This window comes from Curtobacterium sp. MCBD17_026 (genome assembly GCF_003234895.2).
In the GTDB taxonomy this organism is placed as follows: domain Bacteria; phylum Actinomycetota; class Actinomycetes; order Actinomycetales; family Microbacteriaceae; genus Curtobacterium; species Curtobacterium flaccumfaciens.
Map to the genome: position 1 here is coordinate 3,523,446 of NZ_CP126281.1, position 17,907 is coordinate 3,541,352.

The 17,907-nt window shown below is 67.8% G+C and carries 25 protein-coding genes; 9 read left to right on the top strand and 16 right to left on the bottom strand.

Features of this window, described 5'->3' with window-relative positions; all coding sequences use genetic code 11:
• Positions 1 to 12: 12 nt before the first annotated feature.
• The gene (locus tag DEI85_RS16790) at positions 13 to 735 is read right to left on the bottom strand and encodes an SDR family NAD(P)-dependent oxidoreductase (RefSeq protein WP_111124052.1); all 723 of its coding nucleotides are present in this window, start codon (positions 733 to 735) and stop codon (positions 13 to 15) included.
• Between the two features lie 194 nt (positions 736 to 929).
• Between DEI85_RS16790 and DEI85_RS16795 the strand changes: the two genes are divergently transcribed.
• Positions 930 to 1,262 (top strand): DUF4190 domain-containing protein, encoded by a 333-nt coding sequence (locus tag DEI85_RS16795; protein WP_110862916.1) that lies wholly within the window; start codon positions 930 to 932, stop codon positions 1,260 to 1,262.
• A gap of 83 nt (positions 1,263 to 1,345) precedes the next feature.
• Here the strand turns inward: DEI85_RS16795 and DEI85_RS16800 are convergent, their stop codons facing one another.
• The 4 genes from DEI85_RS16800 to DEI85_RS16815 all read right to left on the bottom strand — a co-directional run bounded on the left by DEI85_RS16800 (position 1,346) and on the right by DEI85_RS16815 (position 4,742).
• Positions 1,346 to 1,915, bottom strand: a complete 570-nt coding sequence (locus tag DEI85_RS16800) for a manganese efflux pump MntP (protein ID WP_110862915.1) — start codon at positions 1,913 to 1,915, stop codon at positions 1,346 to 1,348.
• Positions 1,916 to 2,146: 231 nt separating this feature from the next.
• Positions 2,147 to 3,001: a LamG domain-containing protein gene (locus tag DEI85_RS16805; protein ID WP_110862914.1), complete on the bottom strand. Its 855-nt coding sequence runs from the start codon at positions 2,999 to 3,001 to the stop codon at positions 2,147 to 2,149.
• Positions 2,998 to 3,882 (bottom strand): S26 family signal peptidase, encoded by an 885-nt coding sequence (locus DEI85_RS16810; RefSeq protein WP_110862913.1) that lies wholly within the window; start codon positions 3,880 to 3,882, stop codon positions 2,998 to 3,000. The genes DEI85_RS16805 and DEI85_RS16810 overlap by 4 nt, the downstream gene beginning before the upstream one ends.
• A 206-nt stretch (positions 3,883 to 4,088) precedes the next feature.
• A complete protein-coding gene (locus DEI85_RS16815) occupies positions 4,089 to 4,742 on the bottom strand; it encodes a COG1361 family protein (protein ID WP_110893625.1) in 654 nt (217 codons plus the stop codon).
• A gap of 175 nt (positions 4,743 to 4,917) precedes the next feature.
• Between DEI85_RS16815 and DEI85_RS16820 the strand changes: the two genes are divergently transcribed.
• Positions 4,918 to 5,364 carry a MarR family winged helix-turn-helix transcriptional regulator gene (locus DEI85_RS16820; protein ID WP_146238622.1) on the top strand — a complete coding sequence of 149 codons (447 nt, stop codon included), beginning with the start codon at positions 4,918 to 4,920 and terminating at the stop codon, positions 5,362 to 5,364.
• 23 nt (positions 5,365 to 5,387) lie between these two features.
• Here DEI85_RS16820 and DEI85_RS16825 read toward each other — a convergent pair whose 3' ends face one another.
• The 6 genes from DEI85_RS16825 to DEI85_RS16850 all read right to left on the bottom strand — a co-directional run bounded on the left by DEI85_RS16825 (position 5,388) and on the right by DEI85_RS16850 (position 9,810).
• Positions 5,388 to 6,344: an NAD-dependent epimerase/dehydratase family protein gene (locus tag DEI85_RS16825; RefSeq protein WP_258376415.1), complete on the bottom strand. Its 957-nt coding sequence runs from the start codon at positions 6,342 to 6,344 to the stop codon at positions 5,388 to 5,390.
• Positions 6,345 to 6,355: 11 nt separating this feature from the next.
• Positions 6,356 to 6,916 carry an MOSC domain-containing protein gene (locus DEI85_RS16830; RefSeq protein ID WP_111124398.1) on the bottom strand — a complete coding sequence of 187 codons (561 nt, stop codon included), beginning with the start codon at positions 6,914 to 6,916 and terminating at the stop codon, positions 6,356 to 6,358.
• A gap of 71 nt (positions 6,917 to 6,987) precedes the next feature.
• Positions 6,988 to 7,407 carry a DoxX family protein gene (locus tag DEI85_RS16835; protein ID WP_027466888.1) on the bottom strand — a complete coding sequence of 140 codons (420 nt, stop codon included), beginning with the start codon at positions 7,405 to 7,407 and terminating at the stop codon, positions 6,988 to 6,990.
• A gap of 54 nt (positions 7,408 to 7,461) precedes the next feature.
• Complete coding sequence (locus DEI85_RS16840) at positions 7,462 to 7,932, bottom strand: hypothetical protein (RefSeq protein ID WP_146249054.1); 471 nt, start codon at positions 7,930 to 7,932, stop codon at positions 7,462 to 7,464.
• Between the two features lie 616 nt (positions 7,933 to 8,548).
• Positions 8,549 to 8,743: a hypothetical protein gene (locus tag DEI85_RS16845; RefSeq protein ID WP_111124399.1), complete on the bottom strand. Its 195-nt coding sequence runs from the start codon at positions 8,741 to 8,743 to the stop codon at positions 8,549 to 8,551.
• 623 nt (positions 8,744 to 9,366) lie between these two features.
• On the bottom strand, positions 9,367 to 9,810 hold the full coding sequence (locus DEI85_RS16850) for a MarR family winged helix-turn-helix transcriptional regulator (protein WP_181430182.1): 444 nt from the start codon (positions 9,808 to 9,810) through the stop codon (positions 9,367 to 9,369).
• Positions 9,811 to 9,893: 83 nt separating this feature from the next.
• Between DEI85_RS16850 and DEI85_RS16855 the strand changes: the two genes are divergently transcribed.
• The 3 genes from DEI85_RS16855 (at position 9,894) to DEI85_RS16865 (ending at position 11,544) form a co-directional block, all read left to right on the top strand.
• A complete protein-coding gene (locus DEI85_RS16855; protein WP_111091469.1) occupies positions 9,894 to 10,298 on the top strand; it encodes a nuclear transport factor 2 family protein in 405 nt (134 codons plus the stop codon).
• Between the two features lie 393 nt (positions 10,299 to 10,691).
• Positions 10,692 to 11,192: a hypothetical protein gene (locus DEI85_RS16860; RefSeq protein ID WP_146244713.1), complete on the top strand. Its 501-nt coding sequence runs from the start codon at positions 10,692 to 10,694 to the stop codon at positions 11,190 to 11,192.
• Positions 11,193 to 11,355: 163 nt separating this feature from the next.
• Positions 11,356 to 11,544, top strand: coding sequence for a hypothetical protein (locus DEI85_RS16865; RefSeq protein WP_111091467.1), 189 nt, complete (start codon positions 11,356 to 11,358; stop codon positions 11,542 to 11,544).
• A 16-nt stretch (positions 11,545 to 11,560) separates the two neighbouring features.
• Here the strand turns inward: DEI85_RS16865 and DEI85_RS16870 are convergent, their stop codons facing one another.
• Positions 11,561 to 12,190, bottom strand: a complete 630-nt coding sequence (locus DEI85_RS16870) for a TetR/AcrR family transcriptional regulator (RefSeq protein ID WP_111091466.1) — start codon at positions 12,188 to 12,190, stop codon at positions 11,561 to 11,563.
• Between the two features lie 85 nt (positions 12,191 to 12,275).
• Here DEI85_RS16870 and DEI85_RS16875 point away from each other — a divergent pair, with 85 nt between their 5' ends.
• From DEI85_RS16875 to DEI85_RS16890, 4 genes are all read left to right on the top strand, one after another.
• Positions 12,276 to 12,686: a nuclear transport factor 2 family protein gene (locus DEI85_RS16875; protein ID WP_111124400.1), complete on the top strand. Its 411-nt coding sequence runs from the start codon at positions 12,276 to 12,278 to the stop codon at positions 12,684 to 12,686.
• Positions 12,686 to 13,099, top strand: coding sequence for a DUF6640 family protein (locus DEI85_RS16880; RefSeq protein WP_111091464.1), 414 nt, complete (start codon positions 12,686 to 12,688; stop codon positions 13,097 to 13,099). Before DEI85_RS16875 ends, DEI85_RS16880 begins: the two co-directional genes overlap by 1 nt.
• Entirely contained in the window at positions 13,096 to 14,028 is a 933-nt protein-coding gene (locus tag DEI85_RS16885) for an NADP-dependent oxidoreductase (protein ID WP_111124401.1), read from the top strand. The genes DEI85_RS16880 and DEI85_RS16885 overlap by 4 nt, the downstream gene beginning before the upstream one ends.
• An 84-nt stretch (positions 14,029 to 14,112) precedes the next feature.
• Positions 14,113 to 14,481, top strand: a complete 369-nt coding sequence (locus DEI85_RS16890) for a DoxX family protein (RefSeq protein ID WP_111091462.1) — start codon at positions 14,113 to 14,115, stop codon at positions 14,479 to 14,481.
• Positions 14,482 to 14,668: 187 nt separating this feature from the next.
• On the opposite strand, the gene DEI85_RS16895 is transcribed toward DEI85_RS16890, so the two are convergent.
• The 4 genes from DEI85_RS16895 to rpsR form a co-directional block, all read right to left on the bottom strand.
• On the bottom strand, positions 14,669 to 14,902 hold the full coding sequence (locus tag DEI85_RS16895) for a hypothetical protein (protein WP_111091461.1): 234 nt from the start codon (positions 14,900 to 14,902) through the stop codon (positions 14,669 to 14,671).
• 330 nt (positions 14,903 to 15,232) lie between these two features.
• Positions 15,233 to 16,597, bottom strand: coding sequence for a replicative DNA helicase (gene dnaB / locus DEI85_RS16900; protein WP_031260130.1), 1,365 nt, complete (start codon positions 16,595 to 16,597; stop codon positions 15,233 to 15,235).
• A gap of 568 nt (positions 16,598 to 17,165) precedes the next feature.
• Positions 17,166 to 17,618 (bottom strand): 50S ribosomal protein L9, encoded by a 453-nt coding sequence (gene rplI, locus DEI85_RS16905; RefSeq protein ID WP_027466901.1) that lies wholly within the window; start codon positions 17,616 to 17,618, stop codon positions 17,166 to 17,168.
• 14 nt (positions 17,619 to 17,632) lie between these two features.
• Positions 17,633 to 17,890 (bottom strand): 30S ribosomal protein S18, encoded by a 258-nt coding sequence (gene rpsR, locus DEI85_RS16910; protein ID WP_017887834.1) that lies wholly within the window; start codon positions 17,888 to 17,890, stop codon positions 17,633 to 17,635.
• Between the last annotated feature and the right edge of the window lie 17 nt (positions 17,891 to 17,907).

Consider the following 17,907-nt stretch of genomic DNA (forward strand, 5'->3'; position numbering starts at 1 on the left):
GGTGCGCGCGACTCAGAGCGTGACGCCGGTGGCAGTCGCGAGCGCGTCGAGCAGTTCGGTGCGGAACCGCTGGTCGGCGACCGACGGGTGCGGTTCCTGCTGCTCCCCGTGGAACCAGTAACCGCCCGTCACGGTTTGATCGGGGTCGGTCGCGAGCGTCTCCTGCGTGCGGTGTCCCAGCTCGAAGTCGTCCGGAGCGCCGGCCCCGCCCATCTTGGTCGCCACCCAGCCCGGGTCGACGGCGTTGCTCAGCACGCCCGGGCGTCGGAGCGGCACCTCGGCGGCGAGCGCCGTCACGAACAGCTTCGTGTCGGAGTACGAGTTCGTCTCCGAAGCGCCGGTCCAGTCGACGGTGTCCAGGCGCGGGCGGCCGCCCCGGTGCATCCCGCTGCTCAGGTACACGTGCCGCTTCGGGGCCTGCAGCAACGCGGTGAACAGGTAGGGCGCCACGACGTTGACGGGCACCAGGGAACGGCCCGAGATCACGCCGGCGTTGTGCACGACGGCGTCGAGCGGGGTGCCGGCGTCGAGTTCCCGAGCGGTGGCGATCACGGCGTCGCGGTCCGCCAGGTCGGCGACGACGAGTCCGGCGCCGCGCTCCACCAGGTCGGCGACCGCCTCGGCGCGGGCCCGGTTGCGAGCGTGGACGACGACGTCGTGTCCGCTGCGGAGCAGCGAGTCGGCGGTTCCCCGCCCGAGGCCGTCGGTGGATCCGGTGACGAGGATGCGTGCCATCCGCCCATCATGCGCCCGACGGCTGCGGCGAGTCCGGCAGGTGGACCGGCAACGGGCGGACGGGAGGCGCGGTGCGGGCCCGCCACGGGCCTCCCGGCTGTTCACGGCTCCCCGTCACACCTCTGCACATTGCGGCCCGCTGGTCCTGTACGTTTCCTGCGTAGACATCCCCTGACCAGAGAGGACGCGGCGCCATGAGTGACGGCACGCCCCAGTACAACCAGCAGAACCCGAACCCCTACGCCGCCGGCGGGCAGCCCTACGGCGCTCCGATGCAGCCGTCGTCCGACCGCTTCAACGTCATGGCGATCGTCGGGTTCGTCCTGGCGTTCGTGGTGAACATCGCCGGCCTCGTGGTCTCGATCATCGCGCTCTCGCAGATCAAGAAGACCGGGGAGCGTGGCCGCGGCCTCGCCCTCGCCGGCGTCATCATCAGCGCCCTGTCGCTCGTGTTCGGCATCATCTGGATCATCTTCGTGGTCGCGGTCCTCGCGAACGCCCCCACCAGCACCACGGGCGGGTACTGACGCCCACCAGCACCACACCGGAGGCCCGTGGCAGCTCGCCACGGGCCTCCGGTGTGTTCGAGGCTGGTTCCTGAGTCCTGGCCTCAGCCGATGACGCCGGTGTGCTCCAGCACGATGTTCAGGCCGATCAGGATCAGGACGACGCCACCCGCGATCTCCGCCGGCTTGCCGAACCGGGCGCCGACCCGGCGACCGACGACCACCCCGACGAACGACAGCACCGCGGTCGTGATCCCGATGAGCAGCACCGCGCCGCCGATCGACACGGGCAGGAACGCCAGGGTGACCCCGACCGCCAGGGCATCGACGCTGGTCGCGACCGCCAGCACGAGCAACTGGCGGATGGGCAGCCGGTCGGTGTCCTGCTCGGTGTCCTCGTGCGTCGAGAACGCTTCCCACAGCATCTTCCCGCCGACCAGGGCGAGCAGCCCGAACGCGATCCAGTGGTCGAAGGCCGCGATGTCCTGCGCGAACGCGGACCCGAGCAGCCAGCCGAGCAACGGCATCACCGCCTGGAACACCCCGAACGTGAGCGCGATCACGATCGCGTGCCGCACGTCGAAGCGCTTCATGTGCAGGCCCTTGCCGAGGGCGACGGCGAAGGCGTCTGCGGAGACGCCGAGCGCGATGAGGAAGAGGGCCCAGAACGACATGGGGGCGGCGCCTTTCGAGACGGTCGGACGGAGACGCCGACGTCTCAGGACCTGACGATCCTGGCATGGTCCACGGGACGAAAAGGCCTGATCAGCGGGATTCGTCGCCCCGAATCCGCGGGTTGGTGGGCCCGGTCCGCCAACCCGGCCCACGTTGTCGACGCCACCAGAGACGGCCTGGAGGCCCGGGGCGGGCACGGCCACGGGCCTCCCGTCCGGCAGGCAGCCCTGTCAGGAACCGGCGGCCGCGTGCGCGGCCACCTGGCTGGCCGTCAGTTCGGTGCCGTAGACGGCGGCGTACCGCATCGACCCGGTGAAGTACGGGTTGCTCGTGGAACCCGGCCACCCGCTGACGACGTCGTAGCCGACGCGGAAGTACCCGGTGAAGTTCTCGGGGCTCTTGAAGGCCGCGTTCGACGCCACGAGCGTGCCGTCGACGTACAGGCGCATGCCGTTGGTGGGCGACATCGTCGCCACCGTGTGGTGCCAGACGCCGTCGGTGTAGGCCTTCGGCGAGGTGAGTACCTGCGTGGTGCCGCTGTACGTGCCGAACGCGAGCTGGCCGCTGGTGGTCAGGTAGAGCTTTCGATCGTGCTGGCCCGACGCACCGGTCTGGCTGCTGCCGAAGCCGATGAGCATGCCACCGGCGACCGTGGTGCGGAACCAGACCTCCTCGCTGAAGGTCGTGGGGTTGGCGTACGAGCGCGGGGTGGAGACGTAGCTCGTGGACCCGTTGAGCGCGTAGGCGCTGCCGCTGTCACGCGGGCAGGCGTTCGGGCTCGGCGTGGTCGCGGTCATGGTGCCCTGGTAGGTGCCGTTCGCAGCACGACCGGACCAGTCGGTGGCCGTCCGCGAACCCGAGGCCTCGGTCAGGCGGTACGCGAACAGGGCGTTCGCGGTGTCGGCGCCGACGGCGCCCGTGCACGTGAAGTAGGGCGCGGTCGCCGCGGTGTTCGCGCTGTTGGTCACGCGTGCGCTGTACGCCGAGCGGGTCGGGGCGAACTGGTTCAGCAGGACGACGACGGCCAGGGCGACCACGAGGAGGACGGCGACGACGCGGCCGTCGCGCAGGCGGCGGAGGATCACGAGGGACGCACCGTCTCGACGCGGCCGACCGCCAGGCACGCCACGAGCGGCACGAGGCACACGGCGATCAACGCGACCCAGCCCAGGGGATCGAGGTCGATGTTCGACATGAGCTGGTAGTGCCCGTTCTTCGTCAGCTCGTGGATGACGACCCGGCCCATCTCGCCGTCGACCAGGTGGACGCTGTTCCCGCCGTGGGCGTCGACGCGGACCGGGAAGATCCCCGACGAGATCACGGTGGCCTCGACCCCCGTCGGGCTCGAGGTGTTCGTGATCGTCGTCACGTTGACGAACGGCTTGAACACGAACGCCGCGTACGAGACGGTGAGGGCGCTGCCCGCGATCCGGAGGCAGGAACGGGTCACCCGGTCGGTGAACGCGCTGGTCAGGGTCAGGATGATCAGCGTGCCGATGAGCAGGATCGGCGCGGCGCGGAGCAGCCAGCCGATGCGGGGGACCAGGAGCGCGGGGGTGCCGATGACGTCGGCCTGGGTGAGCGTCCACGGGTCGGTCGCGCCGTTGACGTCGCCGCGGGTGTGGAGCCCGCCGTCCGCGTCGATCGAGACGATGCGGTGCGTGTAGACGACGTCCGGGTTGGCGGAGGTCTCGAACGAGACGATGTCGCCGACGCTGAGCGTGGCGACGTCCACCGGCAGGTCGAGGACGAGGGTGCCGACGGGGGCGGCTTCGCCCATCGACGGGGTCTCGACGACGAACCAGCGGCCGCCCGCGGAGAGGAACAGGACCGCGGCGGTGAGGAGCAGTGCGGCGATCGCGGCGACCGACCAGGCGAGGACCGTCTCCGAGCGGGTGACCTGACGGCCGCGGAGGACCGGGCGGTCGAGCATCCCGCTGAGCGGGATCGCTGCGGTCTGGCTCATGGGCTCTGCTCCGGGAGGTCGTGGTGGGGCGGTGGTGGGGCTGGTCTCGCTGGTCTCGCTGGTCTTGCTGGTCTTGCTGGTCTTGCTGGGGTGGGTGGTGTTGCGGGGGTGGGTGGTGTTGCGGGGGGGCGACGCTCGGCCGGAGGGGGGTCGGCCGAGCGTCGCCGGTCTGGGGGGAGGGGTGATGGGGGTCGGATCAGGCCGGATCAGGCCGTGAAGGTCCAGGTCATCGGGACCGAGGCGGCGAGGCCCTGGTAGGTGTTGCCGGCCGAGGAGTCGAGGGTCACCGCGAAGTTGAAGGGGACGCTCGCGCCGGCGGCCGGAGCCTGCGGCATCGTGAAGGCCGACGCCGCCGCACCCTTGAAGCTGGCGAGGGTGCCGCTGAACACGGTGGTCGAGCCGGAGGTGATGACGAGGTTCATCTTGGCGCACAGGTCGGTCGCGGTGCCGTTAGCCGAACCGTTCGCCGACTGGGTGCAGGTGGCGCCCGGGTTGAGCGTGAAGGTGCTGGCGTTCGCGGTGCCCGTGTTCTTGATCGAGATCGCGGTGTTGACCGTGTTGCCCGGGGTCATCGTCGTGCTGCCGCCGAACTTGTTGATCGTCGAGCAGGTCGCCGAGTTCGTCGAGACCGATCCGCCGTCCGTGCTGAGGCAGGTGACGGTCGCGCCGGCGTTCTGCTCCTGCATGATCAGCGTGCCGCTGGCGGCGGTGTTGCTGCTGTTGGTGATGCTCGCCGCGAACCCGGAGAGGGTGCCGGTGAGCGAGAGGGAGAGCAGGACGGCGGCGAAGATACCCGCGAGGAGCGCCACGGGGGCGAAGCGGACCCGCTTCAGTGCGGAGGTGCGGAGCTTGGTGGACACGGGGTACCTCTTCGTTCGGTGGTGGTTTCAGGAAGTTGTGGAAGCAAGACCTTCGGGCTGTTTTGCTTCAATGGTTAAGATAGTCACTGGTTCACCAAGTTGACCACTCGTATACTTACCCCAGTGCGGGGGACGGCTCTTGTCCCCCCGGTACCCGACACGGAAGCAGGCCCTCGTGGCAGCAGTACGAAGCGACGACGAAGCGGCTGACCTCATGGCCGCGTTCACCGCCGTCGTGCGCGCGAACGCGAGTCTGGTGAGTCAGCTGAGCGCTCGTGCCGGCGTGCACGAGAACGCCCTCCGTGCCCTGGTGCTCATCAGCGACACCGGGTACTCCACGCCCACCGAGGTCGCCGGGTACCTCGGGCTGACCTCGGGCGCGGTGACGAACATGATCGACCGGATGAGCACCGCCGGCCTGCTCGAACGCGCACCGAACCCGTCCGACCGTCGAGGCTCCCTGCTGCGGCTGCTGCCCCCGGGCGACGACGTCGTGGCGGACTACCGGGAGCGGTACGCCGCGATGCTCCGGGCCGTCGACGGGGCGCACAACGGGGAGCTGCACGAGGTGCTCAACGACCTGGCGACGAGTCTGTACGAGCAGGCTGCCGCCGCGTCCTGATCTCGCTCGTGGGGATCGTGCGTCTACCTGGTGTGGATCGCCCGTTCCTCTGTCGAGGTGAGGCCGGCACGGCGTTGGCGATCCGTCCCGCGGGCACGCTCGTCCTCGAGCACCCGCACGACGGTGTCCCGGAGGGGTCGGCTCACCCCGCCGGCGTCCGTGAACGCCACCGCGGAGCGCTGCGCGAACCCGACCTCCGAAACCGGGATCCACAGGGGGAGCGATCGCGGTCCAGCCCAGTAGGCAACGTCGTGCGCAAGCAGGACGTCGTCGTCGACCACGACCAGCTCGTCGTCGAACCCGGTGACCTCCGCCACGCACCGGAAGAAGTCCTGCATCGGCACCGGAGCACCGACGGCGTTGACCGTCCCGACGAACCCGTCGCGCCCGGCCCGGACGAGCCAGACGGCGAGGTCCACGACGTCGATCACCTGGACGAACCGCTCCGCCGTCGTCGGCACCAGCACCGGCCCACCGCGATCGAAGCGTGCCGGCCAGTACCCGAACCGGTCACTCGGGTCGCCGGGCCCGACGATCAACCCCGGGCGTGCGATGAGCAGCCGTGACCCGAGCCGGAGCCGCGTCATGCGCTCGGCGAGGACCTTCGCGTCGGCGTACGCGGACGAGTCCCTCGGCTCCACCAGCCGAGCGGACTCGTCGGCGCCCGGTTCGTCGTTATCCGCGTACACCGAGACCGTCGACACCAGGGTCCAGTGCGCGGCCCGGTCGGCGAGGGCATCGAGCGCCGGGGCGACGAGTTCGGGGGCGTGGGCGAGCTCGATGACCTCGTCCCAGTCGCCGATGGCCTGTTCGTACGCGCCCGCCAGGGCTCGATCCGCCTGGACGAAGCGTGCTCCCTCGGGGACACTGCCGGTCGTGCCCCGGGCGAGGCAGGTGACGTCGGCGCCCTCGGCCAACAGCTCGTCGACGATCTTCCGTCCGAGCCAACCGGTGCCGCCGAGTACCAGGACGCGTCGCACGCGCTGCGGCATCAGACGGGCTGGAGGGGTCGTCGTTCGCCGTCGGGGAGCTCGACCCGGATGCGATCGCCCGGCCGGACCGTGCCTCCGGTGAGCACGACGCTCATCACGCCGCCCTTGCGCTCGACCGTGCCGTCCTCGGCGCGACCGAGCACGGCACGCAGGAGCCCCGGCTCGAAGCCGTTGATCTGCTGGCACGGGTTCCGCAGCCCGGTGACCTTGACGGAGGCATCGTCACCGAGGTGCAGCACCGTTCCCTCCGGCAACCCGAGCAGGTCGATGCCGCTCGTCGTGACGTTCTCGCCCATCTGGCCCGGCTCGACGCTGAACCCGGCCTCGGCGACCTCGTCGAACAGCTCGGCGTGCAGCAGGTGGACCTGGCGCAGGTTCGGCTGCGAGGGGTCACGGGCGACCCGGGAGCGGTGCTGCACGGTCGTGCCGGCGTGGGCATCACCCTCGATGCCCCACCCCGCCACGAGCGTCACCGCGTCGACCAGCGGCTTGCTGAACCGGTGCTCGCCGTCCTTGCTCACCGCGGTCACGCGCGGCTGGTCCATGTCGTCCCCACTCATGGGGCCGATTCTGCCCCATGGTCACGGCCGCGCGAGTGCAGCGTCGGTCAGCGGCGCTCGCGCAGCGTTGCTCAGCGGCGCTTGCGCAGGGCGTTGGTCGCCCACAGCGAGACGGCGATGAGCACGGGCTGGAACAGCAGGCGGACGAAGCGCTTGGTGTCGGTGTCCAGGCCGAACCCGTCGCGGTGGTGCATCCACTGCGCGATGTTGCCGGGGAAGACCGCCAGGAAGAACACCGCGACGACCCACCCGACGGTCACCTGTCGCCGTGCCAGGAGCATCAGCGCAGCCCCGAGCGAGATCTCCACCACGCCGGAGGCGATCACCGTGACGTCGGTCGGCAGCGGCACGAACTTCGGCACCTGCGCCTGGAACTCCTCGCGCGCCACCGTCAGGTGGCTGATGCCGGCCCAGGTGAGCATCGCGCCGAACAGGATGCGGACGATGGTCCGGGGGCGGGTGGAGCGGACTGCGGGGGTGCGGGTTGCCATCGGGGTGGTGCCTCTCACGGTCGTGGTGGGGTTCGGTGGAGTGGGGAGCCGAGGTCAGTGGCTGCGGCTGCGGACGACTCGGCGTCGGCGTGCGGCCTCGAACGTGATCGCGGCAGCGGCGGCACCGAGCGTGAGCGCCCGGGCGACCGGACGGCCGCGGGTCGAGGTGAACACTCGCAGCCCGCCGACGAGTGCGAGTGCCCCGGCAGCACCGGTCGTGGTCGTCACCTGCCGGTCTTCGAGGTCGATCACGAACCGGGTCGCGCCGAGGGCGGTCGCCGCGATGGTGGAGCCGATGCCGACCAGGTCGATCCCGGGGGCACGGCGGAACGCTGCAGCAGCGAGTCCGAGCCCGGACAGGACTTCCAGAGCCGGGACGCCGAGTGCGTGCGGGACGCCCGGCTCGAAGCCCCGGCGCTGCATCTGCTGGGCTCGTGCGCGCAGTTGGGTGCGGCGAACCGTGGTGATGCCGTGCCCGGCGAGCAGGCCCCCGGTGACGACGTCGATCCAGCTGGTCAGTTTCACGTTGTGCTCCATTAGATTGTGCACAACCTAACACGTCGATGTGCCGTCGAACTCCGACGGACAGCCGACCCGGTGCTCCTCGCGTCGGCAGAGAAAGGATTAGCGCTCAGGTGCGCTCGTGTGGACGGCCGGTGATCACGGGCCGGACCGGTTCAGCTGTCGTCATCATTCGATCAGAGGAGCGATACGTGCAACCAGCTTTTGCGATCCTGAAGGCGAAGGCTCACCCGGGCACCTCCCGTGCCAAGGCTCGGCCACCGCGGGTGGCCGGGCTTCGTCGCCGTCGGTTCTCGGGCGGGCTTGGCCCGAGCGATCCCGCACGCCGATCAACTACCGGGCGGCGCGGGAGCGGAAGAACTAGCCTGAGAAGGCGGCTGGACGAGGGATAACCTCGGGTTCCGATCGATCGGAGCGTCGTGTTCACCCCTACCTCTCACTACCTGGCAGTGATGCCCCTGGCGGGAGCATGCCGTTTCCCATTTGGATCGTCATCGTCCTGGCGCTCGTGGCGGTTGGCGGGGTCCTCGCCTTCACACGAGGACGACGCAAGTGACGTCATTGGCCTGGCCCCAGCCGGCACGATGCGGGGCGGTTGGCTCCATGCTCACCCGAACCCCTACCCCGGTGTGGTGAACATCCCGATTAGCACCCCGGCGGCGGCGAGCACCCATCCGCTGATGATGATCGGGAACCACGGAAGCTTTTCCCGGTAGAGCTCGCCTGTTCGGCGGTAGTCGACGAGGTAGTAGACGATGCCGCTCGCGAACGGCAGTGCGCCAATGATGAACAGGGTGATAGCGAGAGAACGCATGCTTTCGATCTTGCCGAAATGGTCGCGTGTTCGCCGCCGACACCTTGACGTATCGCGGCCTCCCGGCGTCTCCCGGTAGTCGATCGGCCACCGGTCGTGAGTCACTCCAGGAGCGATTGCACCGCGTTCCAGAGGTCCATCTGCTTCCCGCCGGCGAAGAGCGCTCCAGCCTTCTTGAATCGGTAGGTCGTAGCGCCTGGCATTCCCGCCCCAAGCAGACGCACATGACCTACCTGGCGGCCATCCTCTGCGCTGAACACATCCCAGTCCGACGGCGCACCAACAGGAGGGCCCTGACACGCGACGACGACCTGTGGCCAGCGTTCGTCTCAACCTCGAACTGTTGCACGTGGTCCAGGTCCGCATCGCGGCCCTGCTGCTCGCCTTGGACGGTCACCAGTCGGATGTTCGCCTGCATACCGGAAGGATCCCACCAATCCCCATGCGCGCCCGGTCAACGATCCCCTACCGGGCGGGGCCACGCGGGCCCGGTCGCGTTCGTTGAGCCACCGGCTTACGGAACATCGCTGCAGGTTGCCTGCTGGATTTATCCGGCGGGCAGTCACGGGAGGAGCGCCGTCGTCGCGATGACAAGAGTCGCTGCCGGGTCGAAGGGCCTGCAGCTAGTGGGCGACTTCAGTGGTGATGAGATCGAGCAGCCGCTTCAACGTCACCCGTTCCGCTGAGGTCAACTGAGCCAGTAGCTGGTCCTGCGCCGCCGCGAAAGCGGGGTCAAGCCGCCTGAGGAGCTCCGTCCCCGCGAGCGTGTTCTCGAGCAGGTTGCGTCGCACGTCTACGGGGTCAGGACGCCGCGTGACCAAGCCGAGCTGCTCGAGCCGGGCAGCGTACCCCGAGAGGTCTTTGCGGTCGATCCGGACGCGTCGGCCGACTTCGGCTTGGCTGAGCGGACCAGCCGCCTCGAGCACGGCAAGGATCGGGTACGCCGCCTTCGGGACGCCGGCCTCGGTGGTGAGCTCCGACACGACGCGTGTTGCTCGCGCCGCAGCCTCGACGAGCAGCCAGCTCGGGAGCGAACTCAGTCGCTCCGGAATCTCCCGGTCAGCCATGTTCTCCACGGTAGGCGAAACTCTCTCTTCCATGTATCGTTGGGTTTCCAACGTTGGGATCCCAACAGTAAGAGAGGCTTTTCATGTCAAGCACACCGTCCGACATCATCTCCCGCATCTTCGCCGCCATCGACGACCACCGCTTCGACGATCTCCACCAGATGTATGCGAGCGACGTGGAGGCGACGACGGTCATGGGTGTCACTGTCGGCGCCGACTTGGTGGTCGAGCAAATCCGCGCCGTTCACGAACCGGTGGTCGCCACGCAGCACCTCATCTCCGGCGTCCTAGCCGATATCGCGGGAGACCAGGCGGAAGTTCGCGGCAACGTCACCGCAATCTTCTGCGACGAGGCGCACACGCCGGCTTTCGAGGGATCGAACGTCTGGCGCGGCCGCCTGACCCGTCACGGCGACACCTGGCTCGTCACGTCGTTCTCCATCAACCTGGTGTGGGCGCGCGGGACGTTCCCCCAGCTGCAGGCGTGACCACCGCGAACCGCCCCGACTGTCGCGCCGCACCACTCCGTCTTCAGACACCGCGGATCCCCACTCGCTGCTGGTCCGACCGACGTCCGTACGACTTCGAACGGGCCGTTGGAAGGATCCCACGGCCAGCGGTCGCACGGCGGGGTTCGGTCACCGACTCGTCCGAAGTCCGGTCCTGGTAGCCACTGGCCGGTAACGGATCGGCCAACGAACGTCGGGGCTTTGCCCTTCAAAGCCTCCGCGGCGCAGGAGCCAGTGCCGGGACTTGGACGGATCCCGCAGGCCGCCGGCCGCTGCTAGTTTCTGCATTGAGGGGGACACATGAAACGAAGGACACGAACAGCACGGACGGTCGTCATTGCATCCGCCGTCGCGGCGACCATCAGCCTGACCATGGCCACCGCAGGCTGCACCGATGGAGGACCGGCACCAAAGGCGTCTCCGTCCGCCACCCGGACGTCGGTTGCTCTTTCCGTCGACCCGATCGAACTGGCATCCCGGCACTTCGCCGTCCTCGCGCGTCCCGCCACATCCGCCGACGCGCTCCCCGATGACGATGTGTTCGAGCCGGAGGAGATCGTGCCGGACAGTCAGCGCTTCGTCGTAGAGCGGGACGCAACCAGGTACTGGATCGCCGCCACAGCGAGCGGTGGTGTGTGCTTGATCGCCCGGAACGGAGATCCGAACAGTGCCGGGAACTGGGCAGTCTCCGCCGGTCGAACAGTCGAGCCAGCGACCGTCGTCACGAGCATGATCGATGATGCCGGCCACCAGACGGCACTCGTGTCGGATGGGTATACGGCGTCCGACCCCTCCGGGTTGCACGAACTCGCAGCGAATGTGTGGACCGGGAACCTCGACCCGAACCTGCGCGAGGACGTCAGCGACGGCTGACCGCGCGACCGAGCATCTCGGTCTCAGAAGACAGCGGCACGGTCACCGCAACGGTGCTCCCACAGTCCGTGTCCGGCAGTCGATCCACTACCGGTCGCGGGTCTCGAGAGCGTTTCCGTTTGCACGTCACGGCCGTTTTGGCGTCGTCAAGCCGCGCTCGCGCGTGAGCGCTGCGCTTGTCGTGGCTGCGCTGGTGGCCGTGGGAACAGGCATCATCGCGTTCTTCTGGATTGCGATGATGCTCGCTGATCAAAGAGCGACGACGCCGTTCCTGGGCATCCTTGTTCCGCTCGGCCTGGGAGTGCTCGTATTCGGCCTCTCCCTACTCGTCCAGACGAGGACCGCCCAGTAGACGATCGCGAGCTTGACTAGTTCGAGCCTGCAGATTGCATGGCAAGTGCTTTCCGGAAGGCAGCTGCGGTCCCTTCCACCAGGTCGGCGGGGTCGCTGGCCAGGATCCGACCGCTGTTGTAGCAGGCGACCCCGAGTTGCCCTGCGATGGTGGCGACGTCAACGGGGGCGTTCTGCATGATGAGCGCCTTCGTGAACTCGTTCGCGATGTACTGGTGCTTGACCGCTTCGCGCGCCCGCAGCTCCTCGTGCGCGTCGAGAAGCATTGTGTGCCGCCGGTACGTGGCGAGGTCCGAGATCGCTTGTGCGCAGAGTTGGAGGACAAGCGGTTCGAGCGCACTCAGGGCGTCTCCGAGGGTTTGCACGGGTGGCGCGGGGTCCCAAAGAGCGGATGCAACGGTAGTGATCGCGTCGAACATGGACTGCTCTTTGGCGAAGACGACTTCCGTCTTGTCGCCGAAGTGTCGGAAGAACGTCGTCCGGCCGACCTCGGCCCGTTCGGCGATGTCCGTGACCGAGACCGCGTCGAAGCCTCGCTCGGCGAACAACTCATCTGCGGCGTCGATGATCCGGCTCCGCGCGGCACGCTGCTTCCGTTCGACCAGGGTCAGCGGGGTCGTGTCTGCTTCGGCGGTTGGTTCGGCCACGGCTTCATCTTACCAGCATGTGCCGGACTTGGTTCCAACTTGAACGGGGTGTGCTACGGTACTGAGTACCAAACAAGGAGGAGCAATGCTCTCTGCAGACGATCGCTTTCAAATCTCCGAGACTCTCTCGCGCCAGGCGTTCGTGGTCGACGAGAACGCCCTGGATCAACTCCGTGAGGTGTTCACCCCCGACGCCACGTACGACATGACCAGTTCCGGGATGGGCGCCTTCGAGGGTCTGGACGCCCTGCGAACCGCGGCGGGGCAGCTGTTCGCCTCCGGGCACGCACCGCTGTCGCACTTCGTGACGAACATCGTCATCTCGGAGACGGGGGAGTCGACGGCGTCGGTGCGGTCCAAGGGACTGATGATCATGGCTCACGGCGGCGTGCACGGCGTCGTCTACGACGACACGGTCGTCCTGCACGAAGGCCGCTGGCTGATCGCGAGCCGCGTCATCCTGCCCCTCCGTACGGGATCCAGCGATGAGCACTGATGCGCATGGCGACGCTGGGCAAAGTCCTGGTCTCCGCGACTGCGGCGGCGCAGATGGTCGGCCCGTACGTGTTCGACTTCAACGAAACGCACATCTACAACGACTCCTGGCCTCCGCACGCGAAGTTCCACAACGCGCAGACCATGAGTTCCGGCGTCGCGTTGTCGATGGCGACCCTGGTGAACTTGTGGCGGCCGGGCTCCGGCCGCGTGGGCGTGGACGCTGCCGCGTTCGCGGCGAGCACGTACTGGCTCAGTCAGCTCTCGGCGTTCTTCTACCCGGGAACGGCAAGCGTGGACCCGCCCGGTGAGGACAATTGGCCGCAGCTCAAGTTCACCATCCCCATGCTGACCGTGATCGGCGTCGGCTGGTTCCTCGCAGGCCGCGGGCTCGCTGGGACCAGGCGGCGATGAGGCGCCTGCAGTACCACCGCTACGGCGGTCCCGACGTCCTGGTGTTGGAAGACGCGGCCATCCCGCAACCAGGTCGACGCCAGATCCTCGTGCGCGTGCGTGCTGCATCGGCGAACGCCATGGATTGGAAGATCCGTAACGGCGAGATGCGGGTCATGACCGGCAGGAAGTTCCCACGCGGTGTCGGCCACGATTTCGCCGGTGTCGTCGAACAGGTCGGAGAGGGCGTCACCCGCTTTCGGGTAGGCGACGCGGTCCTCGGCGCGGCGCGCCTGCAGCATGCAGGAGCGTTCGCGGAGTTCGTGATCGCCAACGAGCGATCCGTCGCTTCCAAGCCCGACGACCTCTCCTTCGAACATGCCGCAACCCTGCCGGTGGCCGGCCTCACCGCCTACCAGGCGGTCACTGCGGCCGGCAAGCTCCGACCTGGACAGCGCATTTTCATCAACGGCTGCCTCGGCGGAGTTGGACGAATCGCCGTCCAGGTCGCACTCGCGGCAGGCGCGACCGTGGCCGGCAGCTGCCGGTCGGGAACGGAAGCCGAAGCCCGCCACCTCGGCGTCGACCCAGTCGTCACGTTCGACACAGATCCTGTTCCGTACACCGGCCGGTTCGACGTGGTCTTCGACACGGCAGGGACCCTGCCCTACGGCGTCGCACGCCAGATGCTCACCCTCCACGGATGCATCATCGACATCGTCCCCGCGGCATCAAAGTTCGCCCGAAGCGTCCTACCCGGCCCCTACAACGCGTTCATGGCCCGCCCCGACAGCGACGACCTTCAGCGCGTCGCCGACGCCGCCGGACGAGGCGAGATCGTCACCCGCATCGCTCGTGCCGTCACCCTCGACGACGCCATCCCCGCCCTCGCGGAGCTGGAAACCGCCCCCACCTCCGGCGGCGGAAATCTCGTCATCACCATCGACTGACCTGCGGGGTTGACCCCCGCCGCGGCGACGCTCCTCGATCGAGCACCCCGTTGGACACCATCACCCCACCTGGAGAAACAACGCATGGCCATCACTTTTTGGATCGTTGCAGGTCTCGCCGCAGTCGCCTTCTTCGGCGCAGGCCTGATGAAGCTGATCCGCCCAATATCGGCCCTCAAGGAAGCCGGAATGGGCTGGATCGAGGACTACTCCAACACCACCGTCAAGCTCATCGCCCTCGCAGAAGTCGTCGGAGCAACCGGTCTCGTCCTCCCCATCGCGACCCGGATCGCCCCTGCCCTCAGCCCCGTCGCCGGCGTCGCCCTGACCGTGATCATGGCCGGAGCGATCGCTGTTCACGTCCGCCGCAAGGAATCTCCCATTGCGGCAATCGTCCTGACCGCGCTGCCCCTCGCCGCCGCGATCCTCGGCTTCATTCTCGTGTTCTCGTGAGCCTGCAGCCGGTGTGCAAGTGGCTGTCGCAGACAGACAGCACTGCCACGTCGGCGCAGCTCCACGATCTGGAGATCGTGCGCATGTAGCCATGTTCGGCCGCCCGTCAGCCGGTCGTCCAGCGGGATACGGCCGACCTCGGCGCTAGCTAAGCAGGGCGCCCAGATAGACGATCCTCGACCGGCCCCTACCTCCCGCGCTTCCGCTTGATCCAAGTGCCGAGCCCTTGCGCGAACACGACGGCCCCACATACGACGAGCACACCGACCAGCACCGGCGTCGGAATCATGTTCAGAGGTCCTTGATTCACGCGATCTTCCGGAACCGCGACCACCGGTCCGACGACGACGCCCATGATGACGAAAACCGCCCCGAGCCCCATCTCTGCGACCGGATGGGGTGAGTTGAAGAACTCAGCCATCCGATGCCTTCCTGTCCTCGAACTTCGCGCCCTGCGAGCGCACGACCGATCAAACCATGGTGTCCCGGTAGCCGGTACTCCAGCGGACAACGGGTGCTTCCGGGCTGCTCCGGACTCCTACGGCCCTGCTCCGGGGCGAACCCGTCCCACATAGGTGGTCCGCGAACCATCTCACTTCCCGCACGCCATACGGACGCCTCGCGACGCACGAAGACCTAGCCGACCCCTAGTCAGCGTGGCCCGTCCGTACTCCGAACATCGTGTCCACGTCCGTATTTCAGACACGTTGCGTGGCAGTCGGGCAAGTTAGCTGGCGGACGACACGAACGCCTACTGCGGCATGTCGACGAACCGCGAGAACATCCCGTGGAACGCCACGGTGATGGTGTCCGTCGGTCCGTTACGGTGCTTCGCCACGATCAGGTCCGCCTCACCCTGACGCGGGTTGTCCTTCTCGTACGCCGACTCACGGTGCAGCAGGATGACCATGTCGGCGTCCTGCTCGATGGAGCCGGACTCACGAAGGTCGGAGATCGCCGGCTTCTTGTCGGCACGCTGCTCCGGACCACGGTTCAGCTGCGACAGGGCGATGACGGGCACCTGGAGCTCCTTGGCCATCAGCTTCAGGGCACGCGAGAACTCGGAGACCTCTTGCTGGCGGCTCTCGACCTTCTTGCCCGAGGTCATCAGCTGCAGGTAGTCGATGACCACGAGCTTCAGGTTGTGCTGCTGCTTGAGTCGACGGCACTTGGCGCGGATCTCGACGAGCGTCATGTTGGGGGAGTCGTCGATGAAGAACGGGGCGTCGTTGATGCGACCACGGGTCTGCGCGATGGTGGTCCAGTCGCGGGAGTCCACGGTGCCCTTGCGCATGTTCTGCAGCGGCACGCTGGTCTCCGCGGAGAGCAGACGCATCGCGATCTCGGCGCGACCCATCTCGAGCGAGAAGAAGGCGGCGGTCTGGTCGTGCTTGATGGCGGCGGCACGGCACAGGTCGAGCGCCAGCGTCGACTTGCCCAGGGCGGGTCGGGCGGCGACGATGATGAGCTGTCCGGGGTGGAACCCGTTCGTCAGGCCGTCGAGCTGCGCGAACCCGGTCGGCACGCCGGTCATCTGGCCGTCGCGGCCCTTGGCGGCCTCGATCTCGTCGAGCGCGGCTGAGATGGCATCGGTCAGCGGGACGTAGTCCTCGGTCTGCACACCACCGGCGACGTTGTAGACCTCGGCCTGCGCGCTGTTGACGAGGTCGGTGACCTCACCCTCCGACGCGTAGCCCATCTGCACGATGCGGGTGCCGGCGTCGACCAGGCGACGCAGCACGGCCTTCTCGGCGACGATGCCGGCGTAGTAGCCGGCGTTCGCGGCGGTCGGCACCATGCTCGTGACGCTGTGCAGGTACTCGGCGCCCCCGGCACGGGACAGCAGACCGGTCTTGGTCAGCTCGTCGGTGACGGCGATGACGTCGGTGGGTTCACCGTGCGAGTAGAGCGACAGGATCGCGTCGAAGATGACCTCGTGCTTGGGGACGTAGAAGTCCACACCGCGGGCGGTCTCGATGACGTCGGCGACGGCGTCCTTCGACAGGAGCATGCCACCGATGGTCGACTGCTCCGCGAGCATGTCGTGCGGCGGGGTGCGTTCCATGCCGCGCTCCGCGTAGTCCTGCGGTGCGGGCTCAAGATGTGCGATCGACACACGCTCTCCTCTGTTGACGACACGGACCTGAACCGGCGGGACAGCGCCCACCGGCGGGAACCCGCACCCCTGTTTCTACCCTCGGCGACCGACATCCCCGAGTCGCTGGCCCAAGCTACGGCCCCGGAGTTATCCCCAACAAACAGCCCTGTGGATAACTCTGTGGAGAGGCTGCGGAACACGCCGGAACGCTGTGTGGAGAACTGTGGAGGAGCCTGTGGAAAAAGCGGTGTGCGAACACACTTTCGACCGCTTGACCTGGGGTTTCCTGGTGCACACCGTGTGTGGAAAAGTGGGGTTCAAGTACCCCTTGAAGGTTCCGATTTGACACGTTTCCACTGTGTAAAACAACTTGACAAGCACCCCTCCTATGGGAAGAGTTCTCGGCCTGTTCCCAGCCAGCGCGACCCCATCTGAACCGTAACCAGCCAGCCCGAGTCGAGCCGCGCCTCCAGGCCCGTGAGCATGTCGGCGACAGCCGTGGGCAAGCCGCGCGACCACCCCCGGAACGCAACGACGGGCGGGCCTCCCGGAGGAGACCCGCCCGTCGTGGAGCGGAACGTCAGTGCTACTTGGCAGCGACGACCTTGAGCGAGATCACGGCAGTGATGTCCTCGCGCAGGCGCACGGTGGCCTCGTGGTCACCGACGGTCTTGATGGTCGCGGGGACCTCGACCTTGCGCTTGTCGAGCGAGCCGACGCCCTGCGCCTGGACGGCGTCAGCGACGTCGCCCGGACGGACGGAGCCGAACAGACGACCGTCCTTGCCGGCCTTGACCGACAGGGTGATGGTCGCGTTCTCGAGCTTCATCTTGAGGTCCTGTGCCTCTTCGATGGTGGCGAGCTCGCGCGCGGTACGCGCGGCACGGATCGACTCGACCTGCTTCTCGCCGCCCTTGGACCACGCGACAGCGAAGCCCTGGGGGATGAGGTAGTTGCGGGCATAGCCGTTCTTGACGTCGACGACGTCACCAGCGGAACCGAGGCCGGAGACCTCGTGGGTGAGGATGAGCTTCGACATGTGTCGACCTCCGATCAGCGGCCGGAGCCGGCGTAGGGGAGGAGCGCCATCTCACGGGCGTTCTTCACGGCACGGGCGATGAGGCGCTGCTCCTGGACGGAGACGCCGGTGATGCGACGGGCGCGGATCTTTCCACGCTCCGAGATGAACTTGCGAAGGGTCGCAACGTCCTTGTAGTCGATGACGCCGACCTTGATCGACTTCGCGGGAGCAGCGTTCTTGCCGCCCTTGCCGCGAGGCTTCCGGCGGTCGCCGGTGCTCTTTCCAGCCATAGTGATTTGTCCTTAGA